The organism is Shewanella marinintestina (assembly GCF_023283845.1).
GTDB lineage: Bacteria > Pseudomonadota > Gammaproteobacteria > Enterobacterales > Shewanellaceae > Shewanella > Shewanella marinintestina.
Genome location: NZ_JAKILC010000031.1, coordinates 1 through 24,643, shown reverse-complemented (window position 1 = coordinate 24,643; position 24,643 = coordinate 1). Strand labels below are relative to the sequence as shown.

Genomic DNA, 24,643 nt, shown 5'->3' with positions numbered 1-24,643 from the left:
ACTCTAATCTGCCCAATCGCGATGGACGAAGGTTTACGCTTCGCTATCCGTGAAGGTGGCCGTACAGTTGGTGCTGGTGTTGTAGCTGAGATCGTTGCTTAATTAGCAACGGGTCTTAACTCGATACTGAAAAAGGCAGCTTAGGCTGCCTTTTTTAATGCCTAAAGAAAAGTGAGGGTAGGGCTGGTATTCCGGATCTGACTGTGTATAATGACGCCACTTTGTTGAAAACGGTTAATTTGACGGTATTTCAAACAACGGGCTTGATCTGAACGTTTAAATCAGTATAATAGCCCCTCGCCTTAACCATTAGGCGATTTAATTGGTCTGCCTTAGGGTTTGACGTAAAAAAACAGCGACTCCGATTGTGAGTCGAACGGCTAAATCATTTCACTCGGCTTTTCCTCTAAGGAAAGTTGCTTGAGGGTGATTTTTTTGTGTACATTTTAGGAGCTCTGGTCAATGCAGAACCAAAGAATCCGTATCCGCCTAAAAGGATTTGATCATCGTTTGATTGATCAGTCTACTGCGGAAATCGTTGAAACTGCTAAGCGTACCGGCGCGCAGGTTCGTGGTCCAATTCCACTACCAACGCGTAAAGAACGTTATACCATTTTGACTTCTCCACACGTTAATAAAGATGCACGTGATCAGTACGAACTACGTACTCACAAGCGTCTTGTTGACATCGTAGAGCCGACTGAAAAGACTGTAGACGCACTTATGCGTTTAGATCTTGCGGCTGGTGTTGACGTTCAGATTAGCTTGGGTTAATTGAAATCCAGTTAGAAGAGGTTTGAGAGATGGCTATCGGTCTTATCGGTCGTAAAGTAGGTATGACTCGCATCTTCAATGAAGATGGCGCGTCGGTACCTGTAACAGTAATTGAAATTGCTGCTAACCGTGTAACCCAAGTGAGAACTTTGGATACAGATGGTTACCGTGCACTTCAAGTTACTACTGGTACCAAAAAAGCTAATCGCATCACTAAACCAGAAGCAGGTCACTTTGCTAAGGCAGGCGTTGAAGCCGGTCGTGGTTTATGGGAAATGCGTTTGGCAGATGGTGAAGGCGAGGGCATCGAAGTTGGTGCTGAGCTTAATGTAGATATCTTCGCTGACATAGCGAAAGTTGATGTTACTGGTCAATCAAAAGGTAAGGGCTTCCAAGGCGGTATTAAGCGTTGGAACTTCCGTACTCAAGATGCAACACATGGTAACTCACTGGCACATAGAGCTAACGGTTCTATTGGTCAAAACCAAACACCTGGTCGCGTTTTCAAAGGTAAGAAAATGTCTGGCCACATGGGTGCAGAGCGTGTTACGACACAGAATCTAGAAGTAATTCGTGTAGATGCTGAACGTAACCTGCTTTTGGTTAAGGGTGCAGTTCCAGGCGCTACTAATGGCGACCTGATCATCAAACCAGCTGTTAAAGCTTAAGGTCTGAGGAGATAGTAATGGAATTGGTATTGAAAGACGCACAGAGTGCTCTTGAAGTTTCCGAAGCTACCTTTGGCCGTGACTTTAATGAAGCACTGGTTCATCAGGTAGTTGTAGCTTACGCTGCAAACGCGCGTCAGGGCACTCGTGCTCAAAAGACTCGCGCAGAAGTAACTGGCTCAGGCAAAAAGCCTTGGCGCCAAAAAGGTACTGGCCGTGCACGTGCTGGTACTGTTAAAGGCCCAATCTGGCGTGGCGGTGGCGTAACTTTCGCTGCTAAAACACAAGATCATAGCCAAAAAGTTAACAAAAAGATGTACCGCGGAGCGCTGAAAAGCATTTTCTCTGAATTGGTACGTCAAGACCGTCTTATCGTTGTTGAGTCGTTCGGTGTTGAAGCTCCTAAAACTAAAGAGCTGAAAGCTAAACTAAACGAAATGCAACTTGAAGACGTGTTGATTGTTACTCCAGAAGTTGACGAGAACTTGTTCTTAGCTGCTCGTAACCTGTACAAAGTTGACGTACGTGACGTTGCTGGTATCGATCCAGTAAGTCTAATCGCTTTCAACAAAGTACTAGTTACTGCTGAAGCTATTAAGCAAATCGAGGAGATGCTGGGATGATAAGCCAAGAACGTTTGCTAAAAGTTATTCTTGCACCACACATCTCTGAGAAGAGCACTGTGAATGCAGAAAATAACAACACGGTAGTATTCCGTGTAGCTATCGATGCAACTAAAGCTGAAGTTAAAGCTGCAGTAGCACAGCTATTTGAAGTTGAAGTTGATACAGTTCGTACTTTGGTTAACAAAGGCAAAACTAAGCGTCACGGTGCCCGTACTGGCCGTCGTAGCGATTGGAAAAAAGCTTATGTTACCTTAGCTGCTGGTGCTGACATCGATTTCGTCGGCGGCGCTGAGTAAGCATTAGGAGAATTATCATGGCAGTTATTAAGTGTAAGCCAACCTCTCCAGGTCGTCGCCACGTAGTTAAAGTGGTGAACAGCGATTTGCATAAGGGTAAACCTTTTGCAGGCCTGTTGGCGAAAAAATCAAAAAGTGGTGGCCGTAACAATACTGGTCGTATCACTGTCCGCCACGTTGGTGGTGGTCATAAGCAACATTATCGTCTAATCGACTTTAAGCGTAACAAAGACGGTATCCCTGCGAAGGTTGAACGTTTGGAATATGATCCAAACCGTACAGCTAACATCGCATTGGTACTTTACGCTGACGGTGAGCGTCGTTATATCCTTGCAGCTAAAGGCATGCAAGCTGGTGATAAGATCCAGTCTGGTATCGATGCAGAGATCAAGAGCGGTAACGCAATGCCTCTACGTAATATCCCTGTGGGTAGCGTAGTGCACGCAGTCGAAATGAAGCCTGGTAAAGGTGCTCAGATCGCGCGTTCAGCTGGTGCTTATGTACAAGTTATTGCTCGTGACGGCGCATACGCCACTCTACGTCTTCGCTCTGGCGAAATGCGTAAAGTGCCGGTTGATTGCCGCGCGACATTGGGTGAAGTTGGTAATTCCGAGCACATGCTACGCCAGTTAGGTAAAGCAGGTGCTAAGCGCTGGAGAGGCGTACGCCCAACAGTTCGTGGTGTTGCAATGAACCCAGTAGATCACCCACATGGTGGTGGTGAAGGCCGTACTTCTGGTGGCCGTCACCCTGTATCTCCATGGGGTCAACCTACTAAGGGTTACAAGACTCGTAGTAATAAACGCACCGACAAGTACATCGTACGTCGTCGCAATAAAAAGTAAGAGGATTCGCCATGCCACGTTCTCTCAAGAAAGGTCCATTCATTGACCTACACTTGCTGAAGAAGGTAGAGAAAGCGATGGAAGCTGGAGACAAGAAGCCTATTAAGACTTGGTCTCGCCGCTCTATGATCATTCCTAACATGATTGGAATGACCATCGCTGTCCATAATGGTCGTCAGCACGTACCTGTGTTCGTAACTGACGAAATGATCGGCCACAAGCTTGGTGAATTTTCACCAACTCGCACTTATCGCGGCCATGCTGCAGATAAGAAAGCGAAGAAGCGTTAATACGGGAGACATAAGATGGAAGTTTTAGCTAAACATCGTTTTGCCCGTACGTCGCCTCAAAAGTGTCGTTTGGTTGCAGATCAAATCCGTGGACTGCCTGTTGCTAAGGCTCTCGAAATTCTAACTTTCAGCCCTAAGAAAGCTGCAGTACTTGTTAAGAAAGTACTGGACTCTGCAATCGCTAATGCTGAGCACAATGAAGGTGCTGACATTGACGAACTAAGAGTTGGAGCGATTATGATCGATGAAGGTCCAACTATGAAGCGTATCATGCCACGTGCCAAAGGCCGTGCTGATCGTATAATCAAGCGCACCAGCCACATTACTGTGGTTGTGTCAGATCGCTAGGAGTTAGCAATGGGACAGAAAGTACATCCTAATGGTATCCGTCTGGGTATCACTAAGCCTTGGATCTCGACCTGGTACGCTGACAAGTCAGACTATGCCAATAACTTGAGCAGTGACTGGGAAGTGCGTAAGTTTCTTGAAAAGAAACTTAAGCAAGCATCAGTTTCTAAGATTGTTATCGAGCGTCCAGCTAAGAGTGTTCGCGTTACTATCCACACAGCCCGTCCAGGTGTTGTGATTGGTAAGAAAGGCGAAGACGTTGAGAAGCTACGCAACGCAGTTGCTAAGCTGACTGGTATTCCAGCTCAAATCAACATCGCTGAAATCCGTAAGCCAGAGCTAGATGCTAAGCTTGTTGCCGATGGCATCGCTTCGCAGCTAGAGCGTCGTGTTATGTTCCGTCGTGCTATGAAGCGCGCAGTTCAAAATGCTATGCGTCTTGGTGCTAAGGGTATCAAAGTTGAAGTGAGTGGCCGTCTAGGCGGCGCTGAGATTGCGCGTTCAGAGTGGTATCGTGAAGGTCGTGTACCTTTGCATACACTGCGTGCTGATATCGACTATTCTACTTCTGAGAGTCACACTCAATACGGTGTGATTGGCGTTAAAGTTTGGGTCTTCAAAGGCGAAGTTCTAGACGGCGTTCTACCTCAGCACGAAGAGCCGAAACAGCAGCCGAAGCGTAAGCCTCGCGGTAAATAGGAGAGCTGGCAATGCTGCAACCAAAAAGAATGAAGTTTCGCAAAATGTTCAAAGGCCGCAACCGTGGTCTAGCGAACGGCACTGAAGTTAGCTTCGGTGAATTCGGTTTGAAAGCTGTTGGACGTGGTCGTCTAACTGCTCGTCAAATTGAAGCTGCGCGTCGTGCTATGACACGTCACATTAAGCGTCAAGGTCAGATCTGGATCCGCGTATTCCCTGACAAGCCGATTACCTCTAAGCCTCTAGAAGTGCGTATGGGTAAAGGTAAGGGTAACGTTGAATACTGGGTTTGCCAGATTCAACCAGGTAAGGTTCTTTATGAGATGAATGGTGTATCTGAAGAGTTAGCTCGCGAAGCTTTCACTTTAGCTGCTGCTAAACTACCTCTAAAGACTACCTTCGTAACTAAGACGGTGATGTAATGAAAGCGAGCGAACTAACAGAAAAGAGCGTTGAAGAATTGAACGCTGAACTGCTTGGTCTGCTGCGTGAGCAGTTTAATCTGCGTATGCAACACGCCACTGGTCAGTTGACTCAGACTCATCAGCTTAAAATCGTGCGTCGCAACATTGCGCGCGTTAAGACCATTATTACTTCTAAGGCGGGTGCATAATGTCTGATACTATCCGTACTTTGCAAGGTCGAGTACTTAGCGACAAGATGGACAAGTCTATCACTGTAGCTATTGAACGTAAGGTAAAACACCCTTTATACGGTAAGTTTATCAAGCGTACTACTAAGATCCATGCACATGACGAACAAAATCAGTGTAATGCTGGCGATATCGTGACTATTCGCGAATGCCGTCCGCTGTCTAAGACTAAGTCTTGGACTCTGGTTGAAGTAGTAACAAAAGCCTAAGCTTATTAGGTATTTAAGCAAACGGCTCCTAAAGTTGGGGCCGTTTTTATTTTTAGTACTATCTATTCCTATTTTTAGGTGTTACACTTGCGCGCCAAATTTGACTAAATTAAAGTCGAAATTTGAGTGAAATGTAGCCCCTTTGTGGGATTGTAAGTAACGATAGCGGAGCACTTAAAATGATCCAAATGCAATCGACTCTAGAAGTCGCCTGTAATAGTGGCGCTCGTAGAGTTCAGTGTATTAAGGTCTTGGGTGGCTCTCATCGTCGTTATGCCGGTATCGGCGACGTCATCAAGGTTTCTGTTAAAGAAGCTATTCCTCGCGGTAAAGCGAAGAAAGGTGATGTATATAACGCGGTGGTAGTCCGTACTAAGAAAGGCGTACGTCGTCCAGACGGTTCTGTCATTCGCTTCGATCGGAACGCAGCGGTATTGCTTAACGCAAACCTTGCACCGATTGGTACTCGTATCTTTGGACCTGTGACACGTGAACTGCGTACTGAGCAGTTTATGAAGATTGTGTCATTGGCACCAGAAGTACTGTAAGGAGCTTCAAAATGGCAGCTAAAATACGTCGTCAAGACGAAGTAATTGTACTAGCAGGTAAAGACCAGGGTAAACGCGGTAAGGTTTCTCAGGTTCTTCCAACTGGTAAATTAATTGTAGAAGGTATCAACCTTGTTAAGAAACACCAAAAGCCAAACCCACAATTGGGCGTAGCTGGCGGTATTGTTGAGCAAGAAGCACCTATACAAGCATCAAACGTAGCGATTTTCAACTCTGCCACTGGCAAAGCTGATCGCGTTGGTTTCCGATTTGAAGACGGCAAAAAAGTTCGTTTCTTTAAGTCGAACAGTGAACTCGTTAAGTAATTTGGAGTAAACGATGGCGAAACTGCATGATAAATACAAAGAGACTGTTAGTCCTGAACTTGCTAAAAAGTTCGGTTTTACCAGTGTCATGCAAGTCCCTCGGATTGAAAAGATCACCCTTAATATGGGTGTTGGCGAAGCAGTAGCAGATAAGAAAGTTATGGAGCACGCGCTTCGTGACATGACTGCTATCGCTGGTCAAAAGCCAGTAGTGACTGTAGCTCGTAAGTCAGTTGCTGGTTTTAAAATCCGTGAAGGCTACCCAATCGGCTGTAAGGTTACACTGCGCGGTGAGCGTATGTGGGAATTCTTAGAGCGTTTAGTTGATATCGCAATCCCGCGTATCCGTGACTTCCGTGGTTTGAGCGCTAAGTCGTTCGACGGCCGTGGTAACTATGCGATGGGCGTACGTGAGCAAATTATCTTCCCAGAGATCCAATACGATAAAATCGATAAGATCCGCGGTATGGATATTGTAATCACTACTTCTGCGACGAATGATGAAGAAGGCCGAGCTTTGCTCGAAGGCTTTAACTTCCCATTCAAGAAATAAGGGTAGCGTAATGGCAAAAAGTTCAATGAAAGCACGTGAAGCAAAACGTGCACAGCTCGTAGCTAAGTTCGCTGAAAAGCGCGCTGCACTTAAAGCTATCATTAGCAGTCCAACTACATCTGATGATGATCGTTGGGATGCAGTACTTAAGTTACAAGCTCTACCACGTGACTCTAGCGCAGCGCGTCAGCGTAATCGTTGTAGTCAAACTGGTCGCCCACATGGTTTCCTACGTAAATTCGGCCTTAGCCGTATTAAATTACGTGAAGCAACTATGCGCGGTGAAGTTCCTGGTCTTCGCAAGGCCAGCTGGTAAGCACTTGTCACGGAGTAAGCTAATATGAGCATGCAAGATCCTATTGCGGATATGTTAACACGTATTCGTAACGGCCAAGCTGCTAAACACGTATCTGTGAAGATGCCTTCTGCTAAGCTTAAAATCGCTATCGCGAAAATGCTTAAAGAAGAAGGTTACATCACTGACTACGCCGTAGCAGATGAAGCCAAGCCTGAATTGGAAATCACTTTAAAGTATTTCCAAGGTCAGCCAGTCGTTGAGACTATCCAGCGCGTTAGCCGTCCTGGTCTTCGTATTTACAAAGGTAAAAACGAACTACCAAAGGTTATGGGCGGACTGGGTGTCGCTATCGTGTCCACTTCTAAAGGTTTGATGACTGATCGTACTGCCCGCCAAAATGGCATGGGTGGGGAAGTTATCTGCTACGTAGCATAAGGAGCTAGCAATGTCTCGTGTCGCAAAAGCACCAGTCGCTATCCCTGCAGGCGTAGAAGTGACTTTAAACGAACAAACTATCACCGTAAAAGGTACTAAAGGTAGTTTGACTCGAGTTATTAACTCTGACGTTTCTGTTGTTGTTGAAGACAATGAAATCAAGTGTTCACCAGTTGAAAGCGCTAAAACCGCTGCTCAAGCTGGTACAGCTCGTGCATTAATCAACAACATGGTTGTTGGTGTTTCTGAAGGTTTTGTTAAGAAGCTTCAGTTAGTTGGTGTTGGTTACCGTGCAAAACTTGCCGGTAAAGATATCGATCTAACTTTAGGTTTCTCACATCCTTTGGTTCACAAACTTCCAGACGGCGTTACAGCTGAATGTCCATCACAAACTGAAATCGTACTTACTGGTACTGATAAGCAGTTGATCGGACAGGTTGCAGCTGAGATTCGCGGTTACCGTCCACCAGAGCCTTACAAAGGTAAAGGTGTTCGCTATGCTGACGAACAAGTACGCCGTAAAGAGGCTAAGAAGAAGTAAGGTAATACGATATGGATAAGAAAACATCTCGCTTACGCCGCGCTCTACGTGCCCGTAAGAAGATCCAAGAGCTGGGCGTTAATCGTCTGGTTGTACATCGTACACCACGTCACACTTACGCTCAGGTCATTAGCCCTGAAAACGTAGTGTTGGCGGCAGCTTCTACTGCTGAAAAAGCAGTAACAGAGCAGCTAAAGTACACAGGTAACGTAGATGCAGCTAAAGTAGTGGGTAAAACCGTTGCTGAGCGCGCTATCGAAAAAGGCGTAGCTGTAGTTGCATTCGATCGTTCCGGCTTCAAGTATCACGGTCGCGTTGCTGCATTAGCAGACGCTGCTCGTGAAGCTGGCCTCAAGTTCTAAGGAATGATGAAAAATGGCTAAATTTGAAGCTCAACAGCAAAAAGACGATCTGCAAGAGAAGTTAGTTGCAGTTAATCGTGTTTCTAAAGTAGTTAAAGGCGGACGTATCTTTAGCTTCACTGCACTAACAGTAGTGGGTGATGGTAACGGTAAAGTTGGCTATGGCTATGGTAAAGCGCGTGAAGTACCAGCAGCAATTCAAAAAGCAATGGAAAAGGCTCGCCGTAACATTGTAAACGTAGAATTGAACAATGGTACTTTGCACCACCCTGTAAAGGGTCGTCACACTGGTTCACGTGTATACATGCAACCAGCCTCTGACGGTACCGGTATTATTGCCGGTGGCGCAATGCGTGCCGTATTGGAAGTAGCAGGCGTTCATAACGTTCTGTCAAAAGCATACGGTTCTACTAACCCGATCAACATCGTTCGCGCTACTGTCGATGCGTTGGTGAATATGAAATCACCTTCACAAATCGCAGCTAAGCGTGGCCTGAATGTTACTGAAATTCGAGGTTAATGCACCATGGCTACTAAAACACTTAAAGTAACTCAGACCAAAAGTTCAATCGGCCGCTTACCAAAGCACCGTGCAACTTTAACTGGTCTAGGTCTACGCCGCATTAATCACACTGTTGAACTAGAAGATACTCCTTCTGTTCGCGGTATGATTAACAAGGTTTACTACATGGTTTCGGTGGAGGAAGTATAAGATGCGTCTAAATACTCTATCACCTGCTGCAGGTGCTAAATCAGCAGCTAAGCGTGTAGGTCGCGGTATCGGTTCAGGCCTTGGTAAAACTGCAGGTCGTGGTCACAAAGGTCAGAAGTCTCGTTCTGGCGGCGGTGTTCGCGTTGGTTTCGAGGGTGGTCAGATGCCACTTAAGATCCGTCTACCTAAGTTCGGTTTTACCTCGCGTACTGCGTTGGTATCAGCTGAAATTCGCGTTGGCGAATTAGCTAAAGTTAACGGTGATGTTATCGACCTAAATGCGCTGAAAGATGCGAATCTAGTTACTCGCAACATACAGTTTGCTAAAATCGTTCTTTCAGGTACCATTGAGCGCCCAGTGACCGTTAAAGGTCTGAAGGTAACCAAAGGTGCACGTGCAGCTATTGAAGCTGCCGGTGGCAAGATCGAGGAATAATACGTCGATGGCAAAACCAGGACTTGATTTAAAAAGCGCGAAAGGCGGTTTATCAGAATTGAAAACTCGTCTCCTGTTCGTGATTGGTGCAATTATCGTCTTTAGAGCCGGTTCGTTTGTACCAATTCCTGGTATTGACGCTGCTGTACTAGCAGAGCTGTTTAATCAGCAAAAGGGGACCATCCTAGGCATGTTTAACATGTTCTCTGGTGGTGCCCTTGAACGTGCCTCTATCTTTGCATTAGGTATCATGCCGTATATTTCGGCATCGATCATTATGCAGTTGTTGACTGTGGTACATCCTGCACTAGCTGAATTGAAAAAAGAAGGCGAGTCGGGACGTAAGAAAATCAGTCAATATACTCGATACGGCACATTGGTCCTGGGTACGTTCCAGGCAATCGGTATTGCAACAGGTTTACCGAATCTAGTTCCAGGGTTAGTTGTTAACCTAGGATTTAGTTTCTACTTCGTTGCAGTTGTGAGCTTAGTGACAGGAACAATGTTCCTAATGTGGCTAGGTGAGCAAATTACCGAAAGAGGCATAGGTAACGGTATCTCGATTCTTATTTTCGCAGGTATTGTTGCTGGTCTGCCATCTGCTATCGGCCAAACAGCCGAGCAGGCGCGTCAAGGCGACTTGAATGTACTAGTATTGTTGTTGCTGGCAGTGATTGTTTTCGCTGTCACTTATTTCGTGGTATTCGTTGAGCGTGGACAACGTCGTATCGTTGTTAACTATGCTAAGCGCCAGCAGGGCCGTAAGGTGTTTGCAGCGCAAAGTACTCATTTACCACTTAAGATTAATATGGCTGGTGTAATCCCGCCTATTTTTGCGTCCAGCATCATTTTGTTCCCAGGCACACTGGCTCAGTGGTTTGGTCAAAATGAGTCCATGTCATGGTTAAGTGATTTTTCACTAGCTGTGTCACCAGGACAACCGCTGTACTCATTATTATATGCAACAGCGATTATTTTCTTCTGTTTCTTCTATACTGCGTTGGTGTTTAACCCTCGCGAAACAGCTGACAACCTGAAGAAGAGTGGTGCGTTTATTCCCGGGATTCGTCCTGGAGAACAGACTTCGCGTTACATTGATAAAGTTATGACTCGCTTGACATTAGCAGGCGCGTTGTATATTACCTTTATCTGCTTAATTCCGGAGTTCATGTTAATTGCGTGGAAAGTACAGTTCTATTTTGGCGGTACTTCACTACTAATTATGGTAGTCGTAATCATGGACTTCATGGCTCAGGTTCAGACCCATATGATGTCTCATCAGTATGAGTCTGTAATGAAGAAAGCTAACTTGGTAAACAAAGCGAATTTAGATCGCTTTGGTCGCTAAGCTAGTAATCTCGGAGTGATGAAATGAAAGTTCGAGCTTCCGTGAAGAAGATCTGCCGTAACTGCAAGATCGTAAAGCGTAGTGGCGTTGTACGTGTGATTTGTGTTGAACCTAAACACAAACAGCGTCAAGGCTAAAAAAAATTGACCAGCCCAGTCCGGGCTGGTCAAAATATTATTTGCTAAATTGTCGTCTGTCGAGTATCCTACCGGGCTTTTCACAGATGACCTTTAACTTAAGGAGTGCATAGTGGCCCGTATCGCTGGCATTAACATTCCTGATCAAAAGCATACAGTCATTGCATTGACTGCTATCTACGGCATCGGTCGTACTCGCGCACAAGCTATTTGCGCGGCTACTTCAATTGCTGAAGATGCTAAGATCAAGGAATTGAGCGAAGCTCAAATTGATACTCTACGCGAAGAAGTTGCCAACTACATTGTAGAAGGTGATTTACGTCGTGAAGTTTCCATGAACATCAAGCGTCTTATGGACCTTGGTTGTTACCGTGGCCTTCGCCATCGTCGTAGCCTTCCCCTTCGTGGGCAACGTACTAAGACCAATGCGCGTACGCGTAAAGGTCCACGTAAACCAATTAGAAAGTAACGGGGTAAACCAAAATGGCTAAAGTTCCGTCACGTTCTCCGCGTAAGCGTGTACGTAAACAGGTTGCTGATGGTATGGCGCATATCCATGCGTCTTTCAACAACACAATTATTACCATTACAGATCGTCAAGGTAACGCACTATCTTGGGCAACTTCTGGTGGTTCAGGTTTCCGTGGTTCACGTAAATCTACCCCATTTGCTGCACAGGTTGCTGCTGAGCGCGCAGGTACTGCTGCTCAGGACTACGGTGTTAAAAACCTAGAAGTTTTTGTGAAGGGTCCAGGTCCAGGACGCGAATCAGCGATTCGTGCACTAAATTCGGTTGGTTACAAGATTACTAACATTACCGATGTGACGCCTATCCCTCATAATGGTTGTCGTCCTCCTAAGAAACGTCGCGTTTAATTCGTCGTTTTTAATAGGATAGTTGGAGAAAGAACATGGCAAGATACTTGGGTCCAAAGCTCAAGCTCAGCCGCAGAGAAGGTACAGACCTTTTCCTAAAGAGCGGCGTGAGAGCAATCGATTCGAAGTGTAAGCTTGAAACTGCACCTGGACAACACGGCGCTCGTAAGACCCGTCTGTCTGAGTATGGTGTTCAGCTACGCGAGAAACAAAAAGTTCGTCGTATTTATGGTGTGCTAGAAAAGCAATTCCGTAACTACTACAAAGATGCTGCACGTACTAAAGGTAACACTGGTGAAAACCTACTTACTCTTTTAGAAACCCGTCTAGATAACGTTGTTTATCGCATGGGCTTTGGTGCAACACGCGCTGAATCACGTCAGCTAGTTAGCCATAAGTCAATTATGGTTAATGGTAGCGTCGTTAACATTCCATCATTCAAAGTGTCTGCGAATGATGTAGTGAGCGTTCGTGAAAAGTCTCGCACTCAAGCTCGTATTAAAGCGGCTTTAGAAGTGTCGGCTCAACGCGAAAAGCCAACATGGGTTGAAGTTGACAACACTAAGATGGAAGGTGCTTTTAAGCGTGTTCCTGAGCGTAGTGATTTGTCTGCGGAAATTAACGAACAGCTGATCGTCGAACTTTACTCTAAGTAAAGTTAAAACAAAAGAGAGGACACAATGCAGGGTTCTGTTACAGAATTTCTTAAACCGCGTCTCGTTGATATCGAGCAGGTTAATCCAACACGTGCCAAGGTTACACTGGAGCCGCTAGAGCGTGGTTTTGGTCATACTCTAGGTAACGCGTTGCGTCGTATCCTATTGTCGTCTATGCCAGGCTGCGCGGTTACCGAAGTAGAGATCGATGGTGTACTGCATGAATACAGTAGCAAGGAAGGCGTGCAAGAGGATATCCTTGAGATACTATTAAACCTTAAAGGTTTAGCTGTAGTTATCGAAGGGAAAGACGAAGCTATGCTTACGCTAAGTAAGTCAGGCGCAGGCCCTGTTACTGCAGCAGATATCACGCATGATGGTGATGTTACTATCATGAATCCTGACCATGTTATCTGTCACTTGACAGGTAATAATGACGTCAGCATGCGTATCCGCGTAGAGCGTGGTCGTGGTTATGTACCGGCTTCTGCCCGTGCACAAACTGAAGACGATGATCGCCCTATCGGCCGTTTGTTGGTTGATTCTTCGTTCTCACCAGTTGCTCGCATTGCATACAATGTAGAAGCTGCTCGTGTTGAACAGCGTACAGACTTAGACAAACTCGTTATCGATATGACCACTAACGGTACTATTGATCCTGAGGAAGCTATCCGTCGTTCAGCGACAATTCTAGCAGAACAGTTAGATGCGTTTGTTGAGTTACGTGATGTGACTGAGACTGCACCAGTAGAAGAGAAGCCGGAGTTCGATCCGATATTGTTGCGTCCTGTCGACGATTTAGAGCTAACTGTACGTTCAGCCAACTGTTTGAAGGCTGAAGCGATTCATTACATCGGCGATCTGGTACAACGCACTGAAGTTGAGCTGCTTAAGACTCCTAACCTAGGTAAGAAATCTCTTACTGAAATTAAGGATGTGTTAGCGTCTCGCGGACTGTCGTTAGGTATGCGTCTGGAAAACTGGCCTCCAGCTAGTTTAGCAGACGACCTTTAAGTCCAGATTAGTACAGATATAGGTAATAAGGATTAGGTCATGCGCCATCGTAAGAGTGGTCGTCAACTAAACCGTAACAGCAGTCATCGCCAAGCTATGTTCCGTAACATGGCATGCTCAATAGTTCGTCACGAAGTGATCAAAACTACTGTAGCTAAAGCGAAAGAACTGCGTCGCGTAGTTGAACCTCTAATAACACTTGCTAAGAGTGATAGCGTTGCAAACCGCCGTTTGGCATTTGCTCGTACTCGCGACGCTGAAGTCGTAGGTAAGTTATTTACTGAATTGGGTCCACGTTTCCAGGAACGTCCTGGTGGATATACCCGTATTCTTAAGTGCGGTCTACGTACTGGTGACAAAGCGCCAATGGCGTACATTGAACTAGTAGGTCGTCCAGAAGCAGCTGAAGCTGTTGAAGACACTGCAGAGTAAATAAGTCTTAGTTTTAAAAGGCCGAACATTAGTTCGGCCTTTTTTATGCCTGCCGTTTATCAAAATCGAGTTAATTATTATCGAACCTCCTACTTTTAGTCTCTGTTAAGCAGTAACCCTAGCCTCGTCAAAATTAGTCGCTAAGGGGAGCTATAACACCTAGCTATTATTCTTTGTCATATAGAACACTGCACTCTATTTAACTTTTGTGTGTTGGTTTAACTATGCCTCGCTTTGTATATGTTCGGCACACTTTTAGGAGGCGGTTTCTTTAGTTCATCTGCATTCGAGTGTTCGGAATTCGGAAGATAGTAGATTCTGAATTATTCTATACGTCCAGAAAGTCCGGTTAGCTTTGGGCTAGTTTTTAGGACGCTTCTTGCTAAAGTTTTTTAATCTTCTAGTAGCTAAAAGGAGATTGAGTCGTTACGCAGAGCCTATAAATTGGCTCTGTCTGCTTGATGGATAGGTTTGCTTTACTGATTTAATGTTTCTATACACGCATGACTTCGCTAAAGGTATACAGTGATACAGTTTTTATTAAATCGATGAGCTGTTGAGTCTCCCCTTCGGTGCCGCACTATAAGATCTCTTAAGGGACTCATGCACAACCTCGATAAACTTGATGCTTTAGATAAGGAAATGTGAGAGTTATTTGTTATTTAGCTTGAATCTATATATGACAATCAATGGGGGATAATAGTTGGCGTTTAATGGCTATCATTTGATAAGTGATAGCTGTCGACCAAGTTTCTCATAGCTTATACTAGGAGGATTGGCTAGATAGCTCTATATACGGCTATAAGAGGCTTTCGACGACTAAACAAGTATTTAGGTTGAAACTCGACATTTCACTGATATGGTACGCTGGATTAGCCTAGAGGGTGCAATTTAGTAGAGATGTTTGTTCATTAGTCTGTGTACGATACATTTCACCTAAACGCTGTAGATAGTAAAAAGCCCTCTTAAAGAGGGCTTTTGATTAAAACGTTTTTCAGCCTAGCTTAGTAGCCAGATGACTTTTGATCTTGGTTATAGTCTAGCTTTTCATGAGACTGGCCCATAGCTTCAGCTACTTCTGGCGGCATGTAGTTTTCATCATGTTTTGCTAGTACTTCAGTCGCTTCTAGAACGCCTGGCTTAGCTAACACACCTTGAGCTACAATACCTTGGCCTTCACGGAATAGGTCTGGTAATAGGTCGTCATAAGTAACGATGATCTCGCCGCCTGCAGCGTCATGTACGGCAAATTCAACATGCAGACTTTCTGGATCTCGAACCATAGAACCTACCGTAACCATGCCACCGACACGAATGCGTTGGCCGATTTCTGGCATAACGCCGGTGTCTTTTTTACCTTGTACAATCTCTGTAGGGGTAAAGAACAGGTTTAAGTTCGAATTCAAAGCATATAGAAGCAAAGAAGCGATAGCTGCTACACCACCAATTAGGGCTACAGCAAGGGTAAGGCGTTTCTTTCGTCTTGGGTTCACTATTTTGTACTCCGAGTTTCTTTTAGGCGTTCTTCGCGTTGCATCTTTTTCGCGATCTCTACTAACACCTTACGTTTCTGTCTAACGCTTAGGATCACTAATGTGCCTAGCGAGAAAAAAGTGACACCGTAAGCAAGCCATACATAGAATGCGTAGCCGCCCATATTGATAAATTCACTAATTGAGTCGAACTGCATTATTTGACCCCTTCTGCTTTAGCAAGTTCACGAACCCATGGACGCATGCCATTTCGTGCCAAAATTTCTGATCTAAATCTCACTAATGTAATAGCACCAATCATTACACCGAAGCCAACTATATTAATTAGTAGTGGATATAACATTTCTGTAGGCATAGAAGACTCTTCAGTAATCTTAATTGTTGATGGCTGATGTAACGAGCTCCACCAATCTACAGAGTATTTAATAATTGGAATGTTAATTACACCAACGATCGCTAGGATACCTGCAGCTCTTGCTGCCAAGACTTTATCTTCAAACGAAGCATAAAGAGAGATAACTCCTAGGTATAAGAATAGTAGCACTAGTTCAGACGTTAAGCGTGCATCCCAAACCCACCATGTGCCCCACATTGGCTTGCCCCATGTTGCACCAGTAATCAAGGCAATAAAGGTAATGACTGCGCCAATAGGTGCGATAGCTGCAGCAGCCCAGTCTGCAGATTTGATTTGCCAAACTAAACCGATAAATGAAGAGGTTGCCATGGCCATGTATGCTGCCATAGACATAGAAGCCGCAGGCACGTGGATAAAGATAATTCGGTAACTGTCACCTTGCTGGTAATCAGTTGGAGCAAACACTAAGCCCCATACCGTGCCAATGCCAATCATTGATATTGCTAACATAGCAAACCAAGGGAGCAGGGTGCCTGAGAGTTTGTAGGCGCGTTCAGGATCCGCGTATGAATGTAACCATTTCCACATTTTAGTTAGTACTCACTCGTAAGGATGCACCAATTGCAAATGGTGCTAACGTTAATGAACCGACCAACATTGCGCCAATAATCGCAAGTTGACCATCATAAGGTAAATTCATACCAGCAGCGTCAATCGCGCTAGTAGCAAAAATTAAAACTGGGATATACAAAGGTAAAATCAATAGGCTTAACAGCACGCCACCTTTGCGTAATCCAACTGTCAGTGCAACACCAATTGCGCCAAGTAAACTGAGCACAGGAGTTCCTAATGCTAGTGTGGCAATTAAGGCTCCGTAACTATTGCCATCTAGGTGCAACAATACTGCAAGTAGCGGCGCGACCAATATCAAAGGTACGCCTGTTAATATCCAATGTGCTAATACCTTAGCTAATACCATTAGCGGCAGTGGCTGAGGGCTTAATAGCATTTGCTCTAAGCTACCATCTGCGTAATCAGCTTTAAATAGACGTTCAAGCGATAGCATTGATGCTAATAGTGCTGCTACCCAGATAATTCCTGGTGCTACGCGTGTTAATACTTGCGGCTCAGGGCCTATTCCCAAAGGGAATAGTGTAACGACTAAAACAAAAAACAGTAATGGGTTAAAAATATCGCCACGATGACGCACAGCGATTTGCAAGTCGCGCTTTAACAGTGTGCTAAATGCTTTGGTATAACTGATGCCTTTGTTCATTGCTAAACCTTATACAAAGCGATAGTCGAGACGGATCTTACGTAAAATATCATCGCCAATCACACCCATATCTTGGTGTGTGGTTAATATTACGCAGCCGCCGCGTTTTGCATGGGCTAAAAACAGATGTTCAAGTTCTTCTACGCCTTTCTTGTCGATAGCCGTAAACGGCTCATCTAACAACCATATCTTACAGTTTGTATGCCAAAGTCTAGCTAAGGCTGTTCGTCTGTGCTGACCTGCTGATAGGTGCCCTGCGAGCGCTTCTTCAAAACCTGAGAGATTGACTTTTGCAAGGATCTCACGGGCATCGAAATCATCATACCCACTGATCCTTAAATTGAAGTTAAGATTTTCTTCAGCCGTTAACTCGCTTTTAACACCTGCAAGGTGTCCTAGGTACAACAATTCGTCATTGTACTCGTCGCGACAACGGTTAATGTCTTCACCTTTGAAGTTGATTTGCCCTGCATATGGGCGAGATAAACCAGCGATAATCCGCAAAAGACTTGTTTTACCTGCACCATTTGGGCCTTCAATTTGAACAATCTCACCTTCGGTTATATCGAAGCTAAGCTCATCAAATAAAATGCGTTCTTCCCTTATGCAAGTTAAGTTATTAGCTGATACCAGTGTTGTTGCTTTTGATTCTTTTACCACTGAGCCCTCTATATCAAGCTGTATGAAAACACAAGTGATACTAACACATACACTTTCAAGCGTTTAGTCTTGCTTAGTGCTAAGTGTCAGCAATTTGATGTAGTTCGAATATTATGTATTTTCTATGAACTTTTTAAACATTTGCTAATATATTAACGTTTTTGCGAACTATGTCTTGTGAAACAGCATTTATCGCGATTAATATCACAAAAAGATGTGATTTGTTGAACTTTGTAGTAACCTAGTGCCGTTATAAGAATAAGTCTGCCAACCTAAAAAGGGCAGCGTGAGCTCTGTTAGAATTTGCATTAGGAACGTATAAGATGAAAAAATTGTTAGTACTGACTGCAGCTGCAGCTTTGACTCTGTCTACAAGCGCATTTGCTCAAGATGGTAAGGCCGTATATGACAAGGCATGCCAAGTATGTCACAGCATGGGTGTTGCCGGTGCGCCAAAATCACATGATGCAGCTGCGTGGGAACCACGTCTAGGTAAAGGTATGGACGCTTTAGTCTCTTCTGTTAAGTCAGGCCTTAACGCTATGCCACCAGGTGGTATGTGTACTGATTGTACTGATGACGATTACAAGAATGCAATCGAGTACATGTCTAAGTAATTATTACTTTTTCGCAGTATCAAAAACCGACGAATGTCGGTTTTTTTGTATCCGGAATTTAAGTATAGGTTTGCATTGTAGCGGAAATCGCTTACTAGCTATTGCGTCAGGAGCATATGAGAGAAAGAGAGTAAAGGCATGTCTTTGTGTCACTTGATTTGATTAATTGTTGTATCGATTGTGACTGTATTTTTTATTCAGATTTGCTTCTCTAGTTAGCTTCAATTCTGTGACTAGCTCATTTTGATGTCATGTTAGGTAAAGCCTGAACCATCTCACTTCGCAAACCATTTGCTTTAGCTTCGGAGTAAGTAATCTCATAGTTAAAAACGACGACACTTTTACTTTTATTTGAGACATAAAAAAACCGGCTAAAGCCGGTTTTTTAAATTGGGATTGGATTACTGCACTTGAGTATCTAGTATCAGCTGGCCAGTATCACCAACTTTAACCATAGCTAGCGTACCTTGAATGTCGCCAGTTTGTGCTCTCACGCTACCATGCTTAGATAAGATCGCAATAACTTCAACAGAATCTGCATCACTTAGTTTAACGTTGCCACCCATGTTGGTGCTGTCATCTAAAGTGATAGTTACTGGCAATGACTCAGCAGAAATTTTAGTAGCAGCTAGAGGTACTTTTGGACCTTCAGTTGAGCGTGCAAAGATGAATAGCATATCAGTGCTAGCCACTTTAGCTTGCAACTCTGGAGAAATAGATACTTCTACAGTAACTGTTTTGGCTGTCGCCTTAGGCTTAACATTCTTATGAGCATCATCGTTAGGCATTGCACCATCAGAACCCATTCTCATCTTAGCGCTATTGATTGCGTTCATGATTGCGCCGCGATCGACATCGGTACGGTCGCTATCAAGAATCAACTGCCATGCGTCGATTGCTTTTGGGTAGTCAGCAGTAAAGAATGAATCCATACCAACTAGCAGTAATGTAGATGGATCTTCAGCGTCAAGTGCTAAAGATTGATCTACAAGAGCCTGAACCGCAGGGGTCATCTGTTGGTTTGAACGGTAGTAAAGCGCTGTCGCCTTTGGACCAAGTAGCTCAGCGTGAACACCTACAAGCTCCATTGTCTTATCGAATGCTTTGATGGCGTCATCGTAACGATTTGCTGAAATATAAGCGTGACCTAGGTTAAACCAAATCTGGCTGTTTTCTGGTTCAGCTTGAGCTTGGGCTTCCATCATGGCAACACGCTGAGACATGATCTGTTCAGTTGTTTGCCCTGCATGAGGATCATTGGCTGTCATTGGTTGGTCAAGGTTCTTATATGCACCCAAAGTTGAGTACATGTAACCACAGATACCAATAACAACAACAGACATAACTGATGGCCACATTATGCTTTTAGGCTTTAGCTTATTAACAAGTGATTCATCATCACCTTGCTTCATATCTTGCAATAAGCTGATCTCAAGCTCTTTTTTTAGAGCATCGAATTCAGGTTGATCAAGTAGATCTTCCTGCAGTTCTTTCTCTAAAACCGAGAGACGTTCATTAAATAATTCAAGGTTGGTATCTTTACGAACACCCGCTTCTTCAGCTCTGAGCATACGCTGCTGGCGGAAGTGTGGGACCCAAATCAGCGCTAGGCTGACCAACAGAAATGAGGCTATTAAAATCCAGAATGTGGTCATTATGTCTATTTCACTTTCGTTTGCGAAAAAGCGGATTCACCGCTGAACTAGGTATAAGATTATACGTAAAGATTATTCATTGAACAGTAATATAACCTTAAAAGGTCATAGTTGAGTACTTGTTCACAGATTGATTCTATTTGTAAATTTTCTTGAAACTAACGGGAACTTTGTCAGTCAGACTTTAAAATTTCGCCAAATTTGCTCAGTTTTTAGCGAAATGTGACGTGCAATTGTTTATGTGTGTTTGTTAATAAGATAGGTGAAGAATGCGACAAGTCACCCATATTTGTACGAAATAGGCAGACATTAACAATAGCAAATACTAAACTGAGCTAAAATTTGTACCTTTTAGTAGTGTTAACTGCAAACACGTATGTAATGATTAAGTGAACGCTTAACCATGCATGATTTAGGACTGAGGAAAACCCATGATCCCAGAATTAGGACACTTTTCGCTGATTATCGGCCTGGCTTTTGCCATGCTGTTAGCCATCGTCCCTTTAGTAGGTGTAGCTCGTAAAGACCAATACCTAGTGCGCTATGCTTGGCCACTTAGTTACGGTATGTTCTTCTTTATTTTCTTATCTGTTGTCGCGCTAGGTTATAGCTTTGCGGTTGATGACTTCTCTGTTGCTTATGTCGCACATCACTCTAACTCTGAATTGCCAATCTTCTTTAAGATTGCCGCGGTATGGGGTGGTCACGAAGGCTCTTTGCTATTTTGGGTATTCTCATTAGCAGCATGGGCAGCTTCAGTTGCACTTTTTAGTAAGGGATTAGAAGAAGTCTTTACTGCGCGAGTTCTTGCAGTATTGGCTATGATTCTAATTGGCTTCACTTTATTCATGGTGCTTACCTCTAGTCCTTTTGAGCGTCTATTCCCTGTTCCTATGGAAGGCCGAGATCTTAACCCAATGTTGCAAGACGTTGGTTTGATTTTCCACCCTCCAATGCTTTACCTAGGCTATGTAGGCTTCTCTGTAAGCTTTGCATTTGCTATCGCTGCATTGATGAGTGGTCGCCTTGACTCTGCGTGGGCTCGTTGGAGCCGTCCTTGGACATTAGCAGCTTGGGTATTCCTAACTGGTGGTATCTCATTAGGTTCTTGGTGGGCATATTACGAATTAGGCTGGGGTGGCTGGTGGTTCTGGGATCCAGTAGAAAACGCTTCATTTATGCCTTGGTTGATCGGTACTGCACTTGTTCACTCATTAATTGTGACTGAAAAACGTGGTGCGTTCCGTAATTGGACTGTATTACTGTCAATCTTTGCATTCTCACTAAGTTTGTTGGGTACCTTTATCGTACGTTCTGGTGTACTAACATCAGTGCACTCATTCGCGGCGGACCCTAGTCGTGGTATGTTTATTCTATTGCTTCTCGGTTTAGCGATTGGTGGCTCTCTAACCTTGTTCGCCTTTAGAGCGAGTGAGATGAGTAGTCCAGCTCGTTTTGAGCTTAAGTCGAAAGAGACCATGCTGCTTGTATGTAACCTGTTACTAACAGTTGCGTGTGGCACAGTATTGCTAGGTACTTTATACCCACTTCTAATCGATGCTTTAGGCATGGGTAAGATTTCTGTAGGACCTCCATACTTTAACGCAGTATTCGTTCCTATTGTTCTAGTACTATTTGGCTTTATGGGTGTAGGCCCAATCATTCGCTGGAAGAAGTCTAAAGCCGGTGAACTAAAGCGTCAGCTTATTGTTCCTGCTGTAATCGCTACGGTTGTTGGTTTAGCTGCACCGTTTCTGGCTGGTGGTGAGTTTAACGTTTGGGTTGTCTTTGGTATCGGTACTGCGGTTTGGGTCACTTTGATGACATTCCGCGCCGCTTACAATATCGTTAAGACTAAAGATGGCACTGTCGATATGACGCGTTTGGGTCGTAGCCAATTAGGCATGATTATCGCTCACTTAGGTATCGCAGTTTCAGTTGTTGGTGCCACTATGGTGTCTAACTACTCACTAGAGAAGAGTGTCCGTATGGGCCCTGGTATCTCTCATGAGCTAGCAGGTTATACCTTTAACTATGTTGAAACTAAAAACGTAGTAGGTCCTAACTACACTGCACAGCAAGGTCAAATTGAAGTTTACGAAGGTGATGATTATGTTACCTTACTAAGACCTGATCGTCGTCAGTACAATGTTCGCACAATGGACATGACTGAAGCGGGCATCGATTGGGGTCTATTCCGAGACCTTTACGTAACAATGGGCGACCCAATTAGTCGTACAGAATATGCTGTACGTATTAACTACAAGCCTTTCGTTCGCTGGATTTGGTTCGGTTCTATTTTCATGATGGTTGGTGGCTTCTTCGCTGCTTCAGACAAGCGTTACCGCGCTAAAGCTGTAAGCACTGTAAAGAAAGCGACTAGTAAGTTAGCAACGGCTTAATTGGAATAGCTCAGTATGAAAAAGCTAGTATTATTTATTCCACTTGTCGTGTTTTTAGGTATGGGAGTGTTCCTTTATAAGGGACTCTTCCTTAACCCTCAAAAACTCGATTCAGCGTTAGAAGGAAAGCCAATCCCGGCTTTCCAGTTAGAAGTGTTGGAGTCAGGGGATACCGTGACTAATGAAACACTGAAAGGTAAGGTTGGTTTACTTAACGTGTGGGCGACTTGGTGTCCTTCATGTAAGTATGAGCATCCATTCCTAATGACACTAGCGCGTAAAGATATTTTACCGATTTATGGTATTAACTATCGTGATGAACGAGCGTTGGCGATCCGAGAGTTGAGTCGCGAAGGTAACCCTTACGCGATCAATATTTTCGATCATGACGGACGTCTTGGTTTAGATTTAGGGGTTTATGGCGCGCCAGAAAGCTTCCTTGTCGATCATAAAGGGGTCATTCGTTACCGTTATGCGGGTCCTATCGATCGTAATGTATGGAAAGAAACCCTTTATCCAATGGTGCAACAGCTACAAGCTGAAGCAGCTAAGGACGGTGCATCATGATTCATTCGCTAATGAAAGGCTTCACTGCAGCAGTTTTACTAATAAGCATGGCATTTTTTGCTAATGCGACACCAGTAGATACTTATCAGTTTAAGTCTGTTGATAACCAAAAGCGTGCGCTAGAGCTAGCTCACTCTCTACGTTGTCCACAATGTCAGAACCAAAACCTAATTGACTCTAACTCTCCAGTTGCTCAAGACTTACGTCTTGAAGTGTACCAGATGGTAGATGAAGGTAAGGCTGATAACGAAATTGTTGAATTTATGACGAGCCGTTACGGTGAATTCGTTCTATATAAACCAAGAATGGAAGCAAAGACTTACGTTCTTTGGTTAGGACCATTTGCGTTATTGCTATTTGGTGGTGTGATTGGGTTCTTCTTTATTCGTAAACAGCGTATTGTTGAGGCGAATAACCAAGATCTGAGTAATGAAGATCAGCAAGAATTGGATCGTCTTTTAAAGAGAGACGCAAAATGAGATCAACTTTAGTGGGCCTGATTGCAGCAACTATGTTGTTTGCTGGTGGCGCGCAAGCTTATCCAGGAATGGAAAAGCAAGAAAAGACACAAGTTCAGTCTAGTGTCGATCTTATTAGTGTTCTTCCAAAGCCATTTCCGATCGAAGCTGTACCCTTTAAAGATAGTAAAGGTGGTGCTGTAGACTTTAGCCAATATAAAGGCAAAGTGATCATGGTAAACATGTGGGCCACTTGGTGTCCTCCATGTGTAAGAGAGTTGCCGGCGATCAGTCGCTTCTCTGCTAAGATCGGATCGGATGAGTTTGAAGTATTACCAGTATCTATCGATCTAGAAGGTAATAAGCAGGTAGAGCCATTCCTAAAGTCATTAGGTATGGAAAACTTCAATACTTATTACGATAAAGAGCAAAAACTTGGTCAGGTATTCCCATTAGATACCATTCCAGCAACTTTCATTCTTAATAGAGAAGGAGAGTTAATTGCCTTTGTTCGTACCTTTGTAGATTGGGATGACGATAAAGCGGTAACACTTATAAAAGGTTTCCTTGCTCAAACTGCAGAAGCAGAGCAAGTGAGTGACCAAGCTGACTAGAGAGAACAGCATTTATACTTAAAAAAGGGGCTTTTAGCCCCTTTTTTGTACGTATCGTTTGATAACTATTCGTTTGATTCGAAAACGCTAATTTTATTGAAAATGGCCCTTGCGCTGCTCTGATAACTCCCTATAATGCGCATCCACTGACACGGCACAGCAGGCCACCTACCAAGCGTTAAGCTAGATAGAATGGGACTTGCAGCAGAGTTAGAGAGATTAACTTCTACTGAAATTAGTCTCAGGTGACAATCGCTTTAGAAGCTCAATTAGATGGTTGTTTACACGAGAGTGAACAAATAATCATCGCTTGAAAAGCTTCTTAAAATAAGCGCTTGACGCCGACACTAGGACGTGTAGAATACGCCTCCTCAGCCAAACGACCTAAGCGTCTAAGGCGAAGTCTGAAAGACGACTTCACGCTCTTTAACAATATGACAAGCAAATCTGTGTGGACACTCACAG

40 protein-coding genes are annotated in these 24,643 nt (G+C 44.1%); 34 read left to right on the top strand and 6 right to left on the bottom strand.

The genetic code is table 11. The annotated features are described in order from the left end of the window. From L2747_RS21060 to rplQ, 29 genes are all read left to right on the top strand, one after another. The coding region (locus L2747_RS21060; RefSeq protein ID WP_487250653.1) for an EF-Tu C-terminal domain-related protein at positions 1–102 on the top strand (102 nt) is incomplete at its 5' end. 360 nt (positions 103–462) lie between these two features. Beyond that, positions 463–774, top strand: a complete 312-nt coding sequence (rpsJ, locus tag L2747_RS21055; RefSeq protein WP_005503530.1) for a 30S ribosomal protein S10 — start codon at positions 463–465, stop codon at positions 772–774. A gap of 29 nt (positions 775–803) precedes the next feature. Then, positions 804–1,442 carry a 50S ribosomal protein L3 gene (gene rplC, locus L2747_RS21050; RefSeq protein ID WP_220765522.1) on the top strand — a complete coding sequence of 213 codons (639 nt, stop codon included), beginning with the start codon at positions 804–806 and terminating at the stop codon, positions 1,440–1,442. Between the two features lie 17 nt (positions 1,443–1,459). Further along, on the top strand, positions 1,460–2,065 hold the full coding sequence (gene rplD, locus L2747_RS21045; protein ID WP_012153458.1) for a 50S ribosomal protein L4: 606 nt from the start codon (positions 1,460–1,462) through the stop codon (positions 2,063–2,065). Next, complete coding sequence (rplW, locus tag L2747_RS21040) at positions 2,062–2,364, top strand: 50S ribosomal protein L23 (RefSeq protein ID WP_202723802.1); 303 nt, start codon at positions 2,062–2,064, stop codon at positions 2,362–2,364. Before rplD ends, rplW begins: the two co-directional genes overlap by 4 nt. A gap of 17 nt (positions 2,365–2,381) precedes the next feature. After that, positions 2,382–3,209 carry a 50S ribosomal protein L2 gene (gene rplB, locus L2747_RS21035; RefSeq protein ID WP_220781331.1) on the top strand — a complete coding sequence of 276 codons (828 nt, stop codon included), beginning with the start codon at positions 2,382–2,384 and terminating at the stop codon, positions 3,207–3,209. Positions 3,210–3,220: 11 nt separating this feature from the next. Further along, positions 3,221–3,499, top strand: coding sequence for a 30S ribosomal protein S19 (gene rpsS, locus L2747_RS21030; protein ID WP_011863970.1), 279 nt, complete (start codon positions 3,221–3,223; stop codon positions 3,497–3,499). 15 nt (positions 3,500–3,514) lie between these two features. Then, positions 3,515–3,847 carry a 50S ribosomal protein L22 gene (rplV, locus tag L2747_RS21025; RefSeq protein WP_012144645.1) on the top strand — a complete coding sequence of 111 codons (333 nt, stop codon included), beginning with the start codon at positions 3,515–3,517 and terminating at the stop codon, positions 3,845–3,847. Positions 3,848–3,856: 9 nt separating this feature from the next. Next, positions 3,857–4,546 (top strand): 30S ribosomal protein S3, encoded by a 690-nt coding sequence (gene rpsC, locus L2747_RS21020; RefSeq protein WP_012153461.1) that lies wholly within the window; start codon positions 3,857–3,859, stop codon positions 4,544–4,546. An 11-nt stretch (positions 4,547–4,557) separates the two neighbouring features. Beyond that, entirely contained in the window at positions 4,558–4,968 is a 411-nt protein-coding gene (rplP, locus tag L2747_RS21015) for a 50S ribosomal protein L16 (protein ID WP_012279176.1), read from the top strand. After that, the gene (rpmC, locus tag L2747_RS21010) at positions 4,968–5,159 is read left to right on the top strand and encodes a 50S ribosomal protein L29 (RefSeq protein ID WP_012144642.1); all 192 of its coding nucleotides are present in this window, start codon (positions 4,968–4,970) and stop codon (positions 5,157–5,159) included. Before rplP ends, rpmC begins: the two co-directional genes overlap by 1 nt. Next, positions 5,159–5,407, top strand: coding sequence for a 30S ribosomal protein S17 (gene rpsQ / locus L2747_RS21005; RefSeq protein ID WP_012153464.1), 249 nt, complete (start codon positions 5,159–5,161; stop codon positions 5,405–5,407). Before rpmC ends, rpsQ begins: the two co-directional genes overlap by 1 nt. Positions 5,408–5,586: 179 nt before the next feature. After that, positions 5,587–5,955: a 50S ribosomal protein L14 gene (gene rplN / locus L2747_RS21000; RefSeq protein ID WP_011863976.1), complete on the top strand. Its 369-nt coding sequence runs from the start codon at positions 5,587–5,589 to the stop codon at positions 5,953–5,955. An 11-nt stretch (positions 5,956–5,966) separates the two neighbouring features. Next, positions 5,967–6,281, top strand: coding sequence for a 50S ribosomal protein L24 (gene rplX, locus L2747_RS20995; protein ID WP_012153465.1), 315 nt, complete (start codon positions 5,967–5,969; stop codon positions 6,279–6,281). 13 nt (positions 6,282–6,294) lie between these two features. After that, positions 6,295–6,834, top strand: a complete 540-nt coding sequence (gene rplE, locus L2747_RS20990) for a 50S ribosomal protein L5 (protein WP_249000886.1) — start codon at positions 6,295–6,297, stop codon at positions 6,832–6,834. 10 nt (positions 6,835–6,844) lie between these two features. Then, on the top strand, positions 6,845–7,150 hold the full coding sequence (rpsN, locus tag L2747_RS20985; protein WP_012153467.1) for a 30S ribosomal protein S14: 306 nt from the start codon (positions 6,845–6,847) through the stop codon (positions 7,148–7,150). A 24-nt stretch (positions 7,151–7,174) separates the two neighbouring features. Beyond that, the gene (gene rpsH, locus L2747_RS20980) at positions 7,175–7,567 is read left to right on the top strand and encodes a 30S ribosomal protein S8 (protein WP_220781329.1); all 393 of its coding nucleotides are present in this window, start codon (positions 7,175–7,177) and stop codon (positions 7,565–7,567) included. 10 nt (positions 7,568–7,577) lie between these two features. Beyond that, positions 7,578–8,108 (top strand): 50S ribosomal protein L6, encoded by a 531-nt coding sequence (rplF, locus tag L2747_RS20975; protein ID WP_249000885.1) that lies wholly within the window; start codon positions 7,578–7,580, stop codon positions 8,106–8,108. 11 nt (positions 8,109–8,119) lie between these two features. Beyond that, the gene (gene rplR, locus L2747_RS20970) at positions 8,120–8,470 is read left to right on the top strand and encodes a 50S ribosomal protein L18 (protein ID WP_012153470.1); all 351 of its coding nucleotides are present in this window, start codon (positions 8,120–8,122) and stop codon (positions 8,468–8,470) included. A gap of 13 nt (positions 8,471–8,483) precedes the next feature. Then, positions 8,484–8,990, top strand: coding sequence for a 30S ribosomal protein S5 (rpsE, locus tag L2747_RS20965; protein ID WP_012153471.1), 507 nt, complete (start codon positions 8,484–8,486; stop codon positions 8,988–8,990). 6 nt (positions 8,991–8,996) lie between these two features. Continuing rightward, positions 8,997–9,182 carry a 50S ribosomal protein L30 gene (rpmD, locus tag L2747_RS20960; RefSeq protein WP_020912153.1) on the top strand — a complete coding sequence of 62 codons (186 nt, stop codon included), beginning with the start codon at positions 8,997–8,999 and terminating at the stop codon, positions 9,180–9,182. Between the two features lies 1 nt (position 9,183). Then, positions 9,184–9,618: a 50S ribosomal protein L15 gene (gene rplO, locus L2747_RS20955; RefSeq protein WP_202723793.1), complete on the top strand. Its 435-nt coding sequence runs from the start codon at positions 9,184–9,186 to the stop codon at positions 9,616–9,618. 7 nt (positions 9,619–9,625) lie between these two features. After that, positions 9,626–10,966 (top strand): preprotein translocase subunit SecY, encoded by a 1,341-nt coding sequence (gene secY, locus L2747_RS20950; protein ID WP_012153474.1) that lies wholly within the window; start codon positions 9,626–9,628, stop codon positions 10,964–10,966. Between the two features lie 23 nt (positions 10,967–10,989). Then, positions 10,990–11,103 (top strand): 50S ribosomal protein L36, encoded by a 114-nt coding sequence (gene rpmJ, locus L2747_RS20945; RefSeq protein WP_006083579.1) that lies wholly within the window; start codon positions 10,990–10,992, stop codon positions 11,101–11,103. 112 nt (positions 11,104–11,215) lie between these two features. After that, positions 11,216–11,572: a 30S ribosomal protein S13 gene (rpsM, locus tag L2747_RS20940; protein ID WP_012153475.1), complete on the top strand. Its 357-nt coding sequence runs from the start codon at positions 11,216–11,218 to the stop codon at positions 11,570–11,572. A gap of 14 nt (positions 11,573–11,586) precedes the next feature. Next, positions 11,587–11,979: a 30S ribosomal protein S11 gene (gene rpsK, locus L2747_RS20935; RefSeq protein WP_012153476.1), complete on the top strand. Its 393-nt coding sequence runs from the start codon at positions 11,587–11,589 to the stop codon at positions 11,977–11,979. 35 nt (positions 11,980–12,014) lie between these two features. Next, a complete protein-coding gene (gene rpsD / locus L2747_RS20930) occupies positions 12,015–12,635 on the top strand; it encodes a 30S ribosomal protein S4 (RefSeq protein WP_220781326.1) in 621 nt (206 codons plus the stop codon). Between the two features lie 24 nt (positions 12,636–12,659). Next, positions 12,660–13,649 (top strand): DNA-directed RNA polymerase subunit alpha, encoded by a 990-nt coding sequence (locus tag L2747_RS20925; protein ID WP_028767958.1) that lies wholly within the window; start codon positions 12,660–12,662, stop codon positions 13,647–13,649. A 39-nt stretch (positions 13,650–13,688) separates the two neighbouring features. Then, on the top strand, positions 13,689–14,081 hold the full coding sequence (rplQ, locus tag L2747_RS20920; protein ID WP_012153479.1) for a 50S ribosomal protein L17: 393 nt from the start codon (positions 13,689–13,691) through the stop codon (positions 14,079–14,081). Positions 14,082–15,085: 1,004 nt separating this feature from the next. On the opposite strand, the gene ccmE is transcribed toward rplQ, so the two are convergent. Genes ccmE through ccmA form a run of 5 tightly spaced genes read right to left on the bottom strand, consistent with a single transcriptional unit; the run spans position 15,086 to position 17,865 of the window. After that, the gene (ccmE, locus tag L2747_RS20915) at positions 15,086–15,574 is read right to left on the bottom strand and encodes a cytochrome c maturation protein CcmE (protein ID WP_249000884.1); all 489 of its coding nucleotides are present in this window, start codon (positions 15,572–15,574) and stop codon (positions 15,086–15,088) included. Then, positions 15,574–15,771: a heme exporter protein CcmD gene (gene ccmD / locus L2747_RS20910; RefSeq protein WP_249000883.1), complete on the bottom strand. Its 198-nt coding sequence runs from the start codon at positions 15,769–15,771 to the stop codon at positions 15,574–15,576. The genes ccmE and ccmD overlap by 1 nt, the downstream gene beginning before the upstream one ends. Next, a complete protein-coding gene (gene ccmC / locus L2747_RS20905) occupies positions 15,771–16,517 on the bottom strand; it encodes a heme ABC transporter permease CcmC (protein WP_249000882.1) in 747 nt (248 codons plus the stop codon). The genes ccmD and ccmC overlap by 1 nt, the downstream gene beginning before the upstream one ends. Position 16,518: 1 nt before the next feature. Then, positions 16,519–17,205: a heme exporter protein CcmB gene (ccmB, locus tag L2747_RS20900; RefSeq protein ID WP_249000881.1), complete on the bottom strand. Its 687-nt coding sequence runs from the start codon at positions 17,203–17,205 to the stop codon at positions 16,519–16,521. A 9-nt stretch (positions 17,206–17,214) separates the two neighbouring features. Further along, the gene (ccmA, locus tag L2747_RS20895) at positions 17,215–17,865 is read right to left on the bottom strand and encodes a cytochrome c biogenesis heme-transporting ATPase CcmA (RefSeq protein WP_220781321.1); all 651 of its coding nucleotides are present in this window, start codon (positions 17,863–17,865) and stop codon (positions 17,215–17,217) included. 323 nt (positions 17,866–18,188) lie between these two features. Between ccmA and L2747_RS20890 the strand changes: the two genes are divergently transcribed. After that, positions 18,189–18,482 (top strand): c-type cytochrome, encoded by a 294-nt coding sequence (locus tag L2747_RS20890; protein WP_249000880.1) that lies wholly within the window; start codon positions 18,189–18,191, stop codon positions 18,480–18,482. Between the two features lie 401 nt (positions 18,483–18,883). Here the strand turns inward: L2747_RS20890 and ccmI are convergent, their stop codons facing one another. Then, positions 18,884–20,137: a c-type cytochrome biogenesis protein CcmI gene (gene ccmI, locus L2747_RS20885; protein ID WP_249000879.1), complete on the bottom strand. Its 1,254-nt coding sequence runs from the start codon at positions 20,135–20,137 to the stop codon at positions 18,884–18,886. A gap of 431 nt (positions 20,138–20,568) precedes the next feature. On the opposite strand from ccmI, the gene L2747_RS20880 reads away from it, so the two are divergent. The 4 genes from L2747_RS20880 to L2747_RS20865 are packed head-to-tail and all read left to right on the top strand — an operon-like array spanning position 20,569 to position 24,178. Next, the gene (locus tag L2747_RS20880; RefSeq protein WP_249000878.1) at positions 20,569–22,539 is read left to right on the top strand and encodes a heme lyase CcmF/NrfE family subunit; all 1,971 of its coding nucleotides are present in this window, start codon (positions 20,569–20,571) and stop codon (positions 22,537–22,539) included. Between the two features lie 15 nt (positions 22,540–22,554). Continuing rightward, positions 22,555–23,106, top strand: coding sequence for a DsbE family thiol:disulfide interchange protein (locus L2747_RS20875; protein WP_220781317.1), 552 nt, complete (start codon positions 22,555–22,557; stop codon positions 23,104–23,106). Positions 23,107–23,117: 11 nt separating this feature from the next. After that, positions 23,118–23,585, top strand: a complete 468-nt coding sequence (gene nrfF, locus L2747_RS20870) for a heme lyase NrfEFG subunit NrfF (protein WP_249000887.1) — start codon at positions 23,118–23,120, stop codon at positions 23,583–23,585. Continuing rightward, positions 23,582–24,178 (top strand): TlpA disulfide reductase family protein, encoded by a 597-nt coding sequence (locus tag L2747_RS20865; protein ID WP_249000877.1) that lies wholly within the window; start codon positions 23,582–23,584, stop codon positions 24,176–24,178. The genes nrfF and L2747_RS20865 overlap by 4 nt, the downstream gene beginning before the upstream one ends. Positions 24,179–24,643 lie beyond the last annotated feature (465 nt).

Bases quoted from the DNA above. Each gene is read 5' to 3' on its own strand.
- rpsJ (WP_005503530.1), top strand. From the start codon at position 463: ATGCAGAACCAAAGAATCCGTATCCGCCTAAAAGGATTTGATCATCGT.
- rplC (WP_220765522.1), top strand. From the start codon at position 804: ATGGCTATCGGTCTTATCGGTCGTAAAGTAGGTATGACTCGCATCTTC.
- rplD (WP_012153458.1), top strand. From the start codon at position 1,460: ATGGAATTGGTATTGAAAGACGCACAGAGTGCTCTTGAAGTTTCCGAA.
- rplW (WP_202723802.1), top strand. From the start codon at position 2,062: ATGATAAGCCAAGAACGTTTGCTAAAAGTTATTCTTGCACCACACATC.
- rplB (WP_220781331.1), top strand. From the start codon at position 2,382: ATGGCAGTTATTAAGTGTAAGCCAACCTCTCCAGGTCGTCGCCACGTA.
- rpsS (WP_011863970.1), top strand. From the start codon at position 3,221: ATGCCACGTTCTCTCAAGAAAGGTCCATTCATTGACCTACACTTGCTG.
- rplV (WP_012144645.1), top strand. From the start codon at position 3,515: ATGGAAGTTTTAGCTAAACATCGTTTTGCCCGTACGTCGCCTCAAAAG.
- rpsC (WP_012153461.1), top strand. From the start codon at position 3,857: ATGGGACAGAAAGTACATCCTAATGGTATCCGTCTGGGTATCACTAAG.
- rplP (WP_012279176.1), top strand. From the start codon at position 4,558: ATGCTGCAACCAAAAAGAATGAAGTTTCGCAAAATGTTCAAAGGCCGC.
- rpmC (WP_012144642.1), top strand. From the start codon at position 4,968: ATGAAAGCGAGCGAACTAACAGAAAAGAGCGTTGAAGAATTGAACGCT.
- rpsQ (WP_012153464.1), top strand. From the start codon at position 5,159: ATGTCTGATACTATCCGTACTTTGCAAGGTCGAGTACTTAGCGACAAG.
- rplN (WP_011863976.1), top strand. From the start codon at position 5,587: ATGATCCAAATGCAATCGACTCTAGAAGTCGCCTGTAATAGTGGCGCT.
- rplX (WP_012153465.1), top strand. From the start codon at position 5,967: ATGGCAGCTAAAATACGTCGTCAAGACGAAGTAATTGTACTAGCAGGT.
- rplE (WP_249000886.1), top strand. From the start codon at position 6,295: ATGGCGAAACTGCATGATAAATACAAAGAGACTGTTAGTCCTGAACTT.
- rpsN (WP_012153467.1), top strand. From the start codon at position 6,845: ATGGCAAAAAGTTCAATGAAAGCACGTGAAGCAAAACGTGCACAGCTC.
- rpsH (WP_220781329.1), top strand. From the start codon at position 7,175: ATGAGCATGCAAGATCCTATTGCGGATATGTTAACACGTATTCGTAAC.
- rplF (WP_249000885.1), top strand. From the start codon at position 7,578: ATGTCTCGTGTCGCAAAAGCACCAGTCGCTATCCCTGCAGGCGTAGAA.
- rplR (WP_012153470.1), top strand. From the start codon at position 8,120: ATGGATAAGAAAACATCTCGCTTACGCCGCGCTCTACGTGCCCGTAAG.
- rpsE (WP_012153471.1), top strand. From the start codon at position 8,484: ATGGCTAAATTTGAAGCTCAACAGCAAAAAGACGATCTGCAAGAGAAG.
- rpmD (WP_020912153.1), top strand. From the start codon at position 8,997: ATGGCTACTAAAACACTTAAAGTAACTCAGACCAAAAGTTCAATCGGC.
- rplO (WP_202723793.1), top strand. From the start codon at position 9,184: ATGCGTCTAAATACTCTATCACCTGCTGCAGGTGCTAAATCAGCAGCT.
- secY (WP_012153474.1), top strand. From the start codon at position 9,626: ATGGCAAAACCAGGACTTGATTTAAAAAGCGCGAAAGGCGGTTTATCA.
- rpmJ (WP_006083579.1), top strand. From the start codon at position 10,990: ATGAAAGTTCGAGCTTCCGTGAAGAAGATCTGCCGTAACTGCAAGATC.
- rpsK (WP_012153476.1), top strand. From the start codon at position 11,587: ATGGCTAAAGTTCCGTCACGTTCTCCGCGTAAGCGTGTACGTAAACAG.
- rpsD (WP_220781326.1), top strand. From the start codon at position 12,015: ATGGCAAGATACTTGGGTCCAAAGCTCAAGCTCAGCCGCAGAGAAGGT.
- L2747_RS20925 (WP_028767958.1), top strand. From the start codon at position 12,660: ATGCAGGGTTCTGTTACAGAATTTCTTAAACCGCGTCTCGTTGATATC.
- rplQ (WP_012153479.1), top strand. From the start codon at position 13,689: ATGCGCCATCGTAAGAGTGGTCGTCAACTAAACCGTAACAGCAGTCAT.
- ccmD (WP_249000883.1), bottom strand. From the start codon at position 15,771: ATGCAGTTCGACTCAATTAGTGAATTTATCAATATGGGCGGCTACGCA.
- ccmC (WP_249000882.1), bottom strand. From the start codon at position 16,517: ATGTGGAAATGGTTACATTCATACGCGGATCCTGAACGCGCCTACAAA.
- ccmB (WP_249000881.1), bottom strand. From the start codon at position 17,205: ATGAACAAAGGCATCAGTTATACCAAAGCATTTAGCACACTGTTAAAG.
- L2747_RS20890 (WP_249000880.1), top strand. From the start codon at position 18,189: ATGAAAAAATTGTTAGTACTGACTGCAGCTGCAGCTTTGACTCTGTCT.
- ccmI (WP_249000879.1), bottom strand. From the start codon at position 20,137: ATGACCACATTCTGGATTTTAATAGCCTCATTTCTGTTGGTCAGCCTA.
- L2747_RS20880 (WP_249000878.1), top strand. From the start codon at position 20,569: ATGATCCCAGAATTAGGACACTTTTCGCTGATTATCGGCCTGGCTTTT.
- L2747_RS20875 (WP_220781317.1), top strand. From the start codon at position 22,555: ATGAAAAAGCTAGTATTATTTATTCCACTTGTCGTGTTTTTAGGTATG.
- nrfF (WP_249000887.1), top strand. From the start codon at position 23,118: ATGAAAGGCTTCACTGCAGCAGTTTTACTAATAAGCATGGCATTTTTT.
- L2747_RS20865 (WP_249000877.1), top strand. From the start codon at position 23,582: ATGAGATCAACTTTAGTGGGCCTGATTGCAGCAACTATGTTGTTTGCT.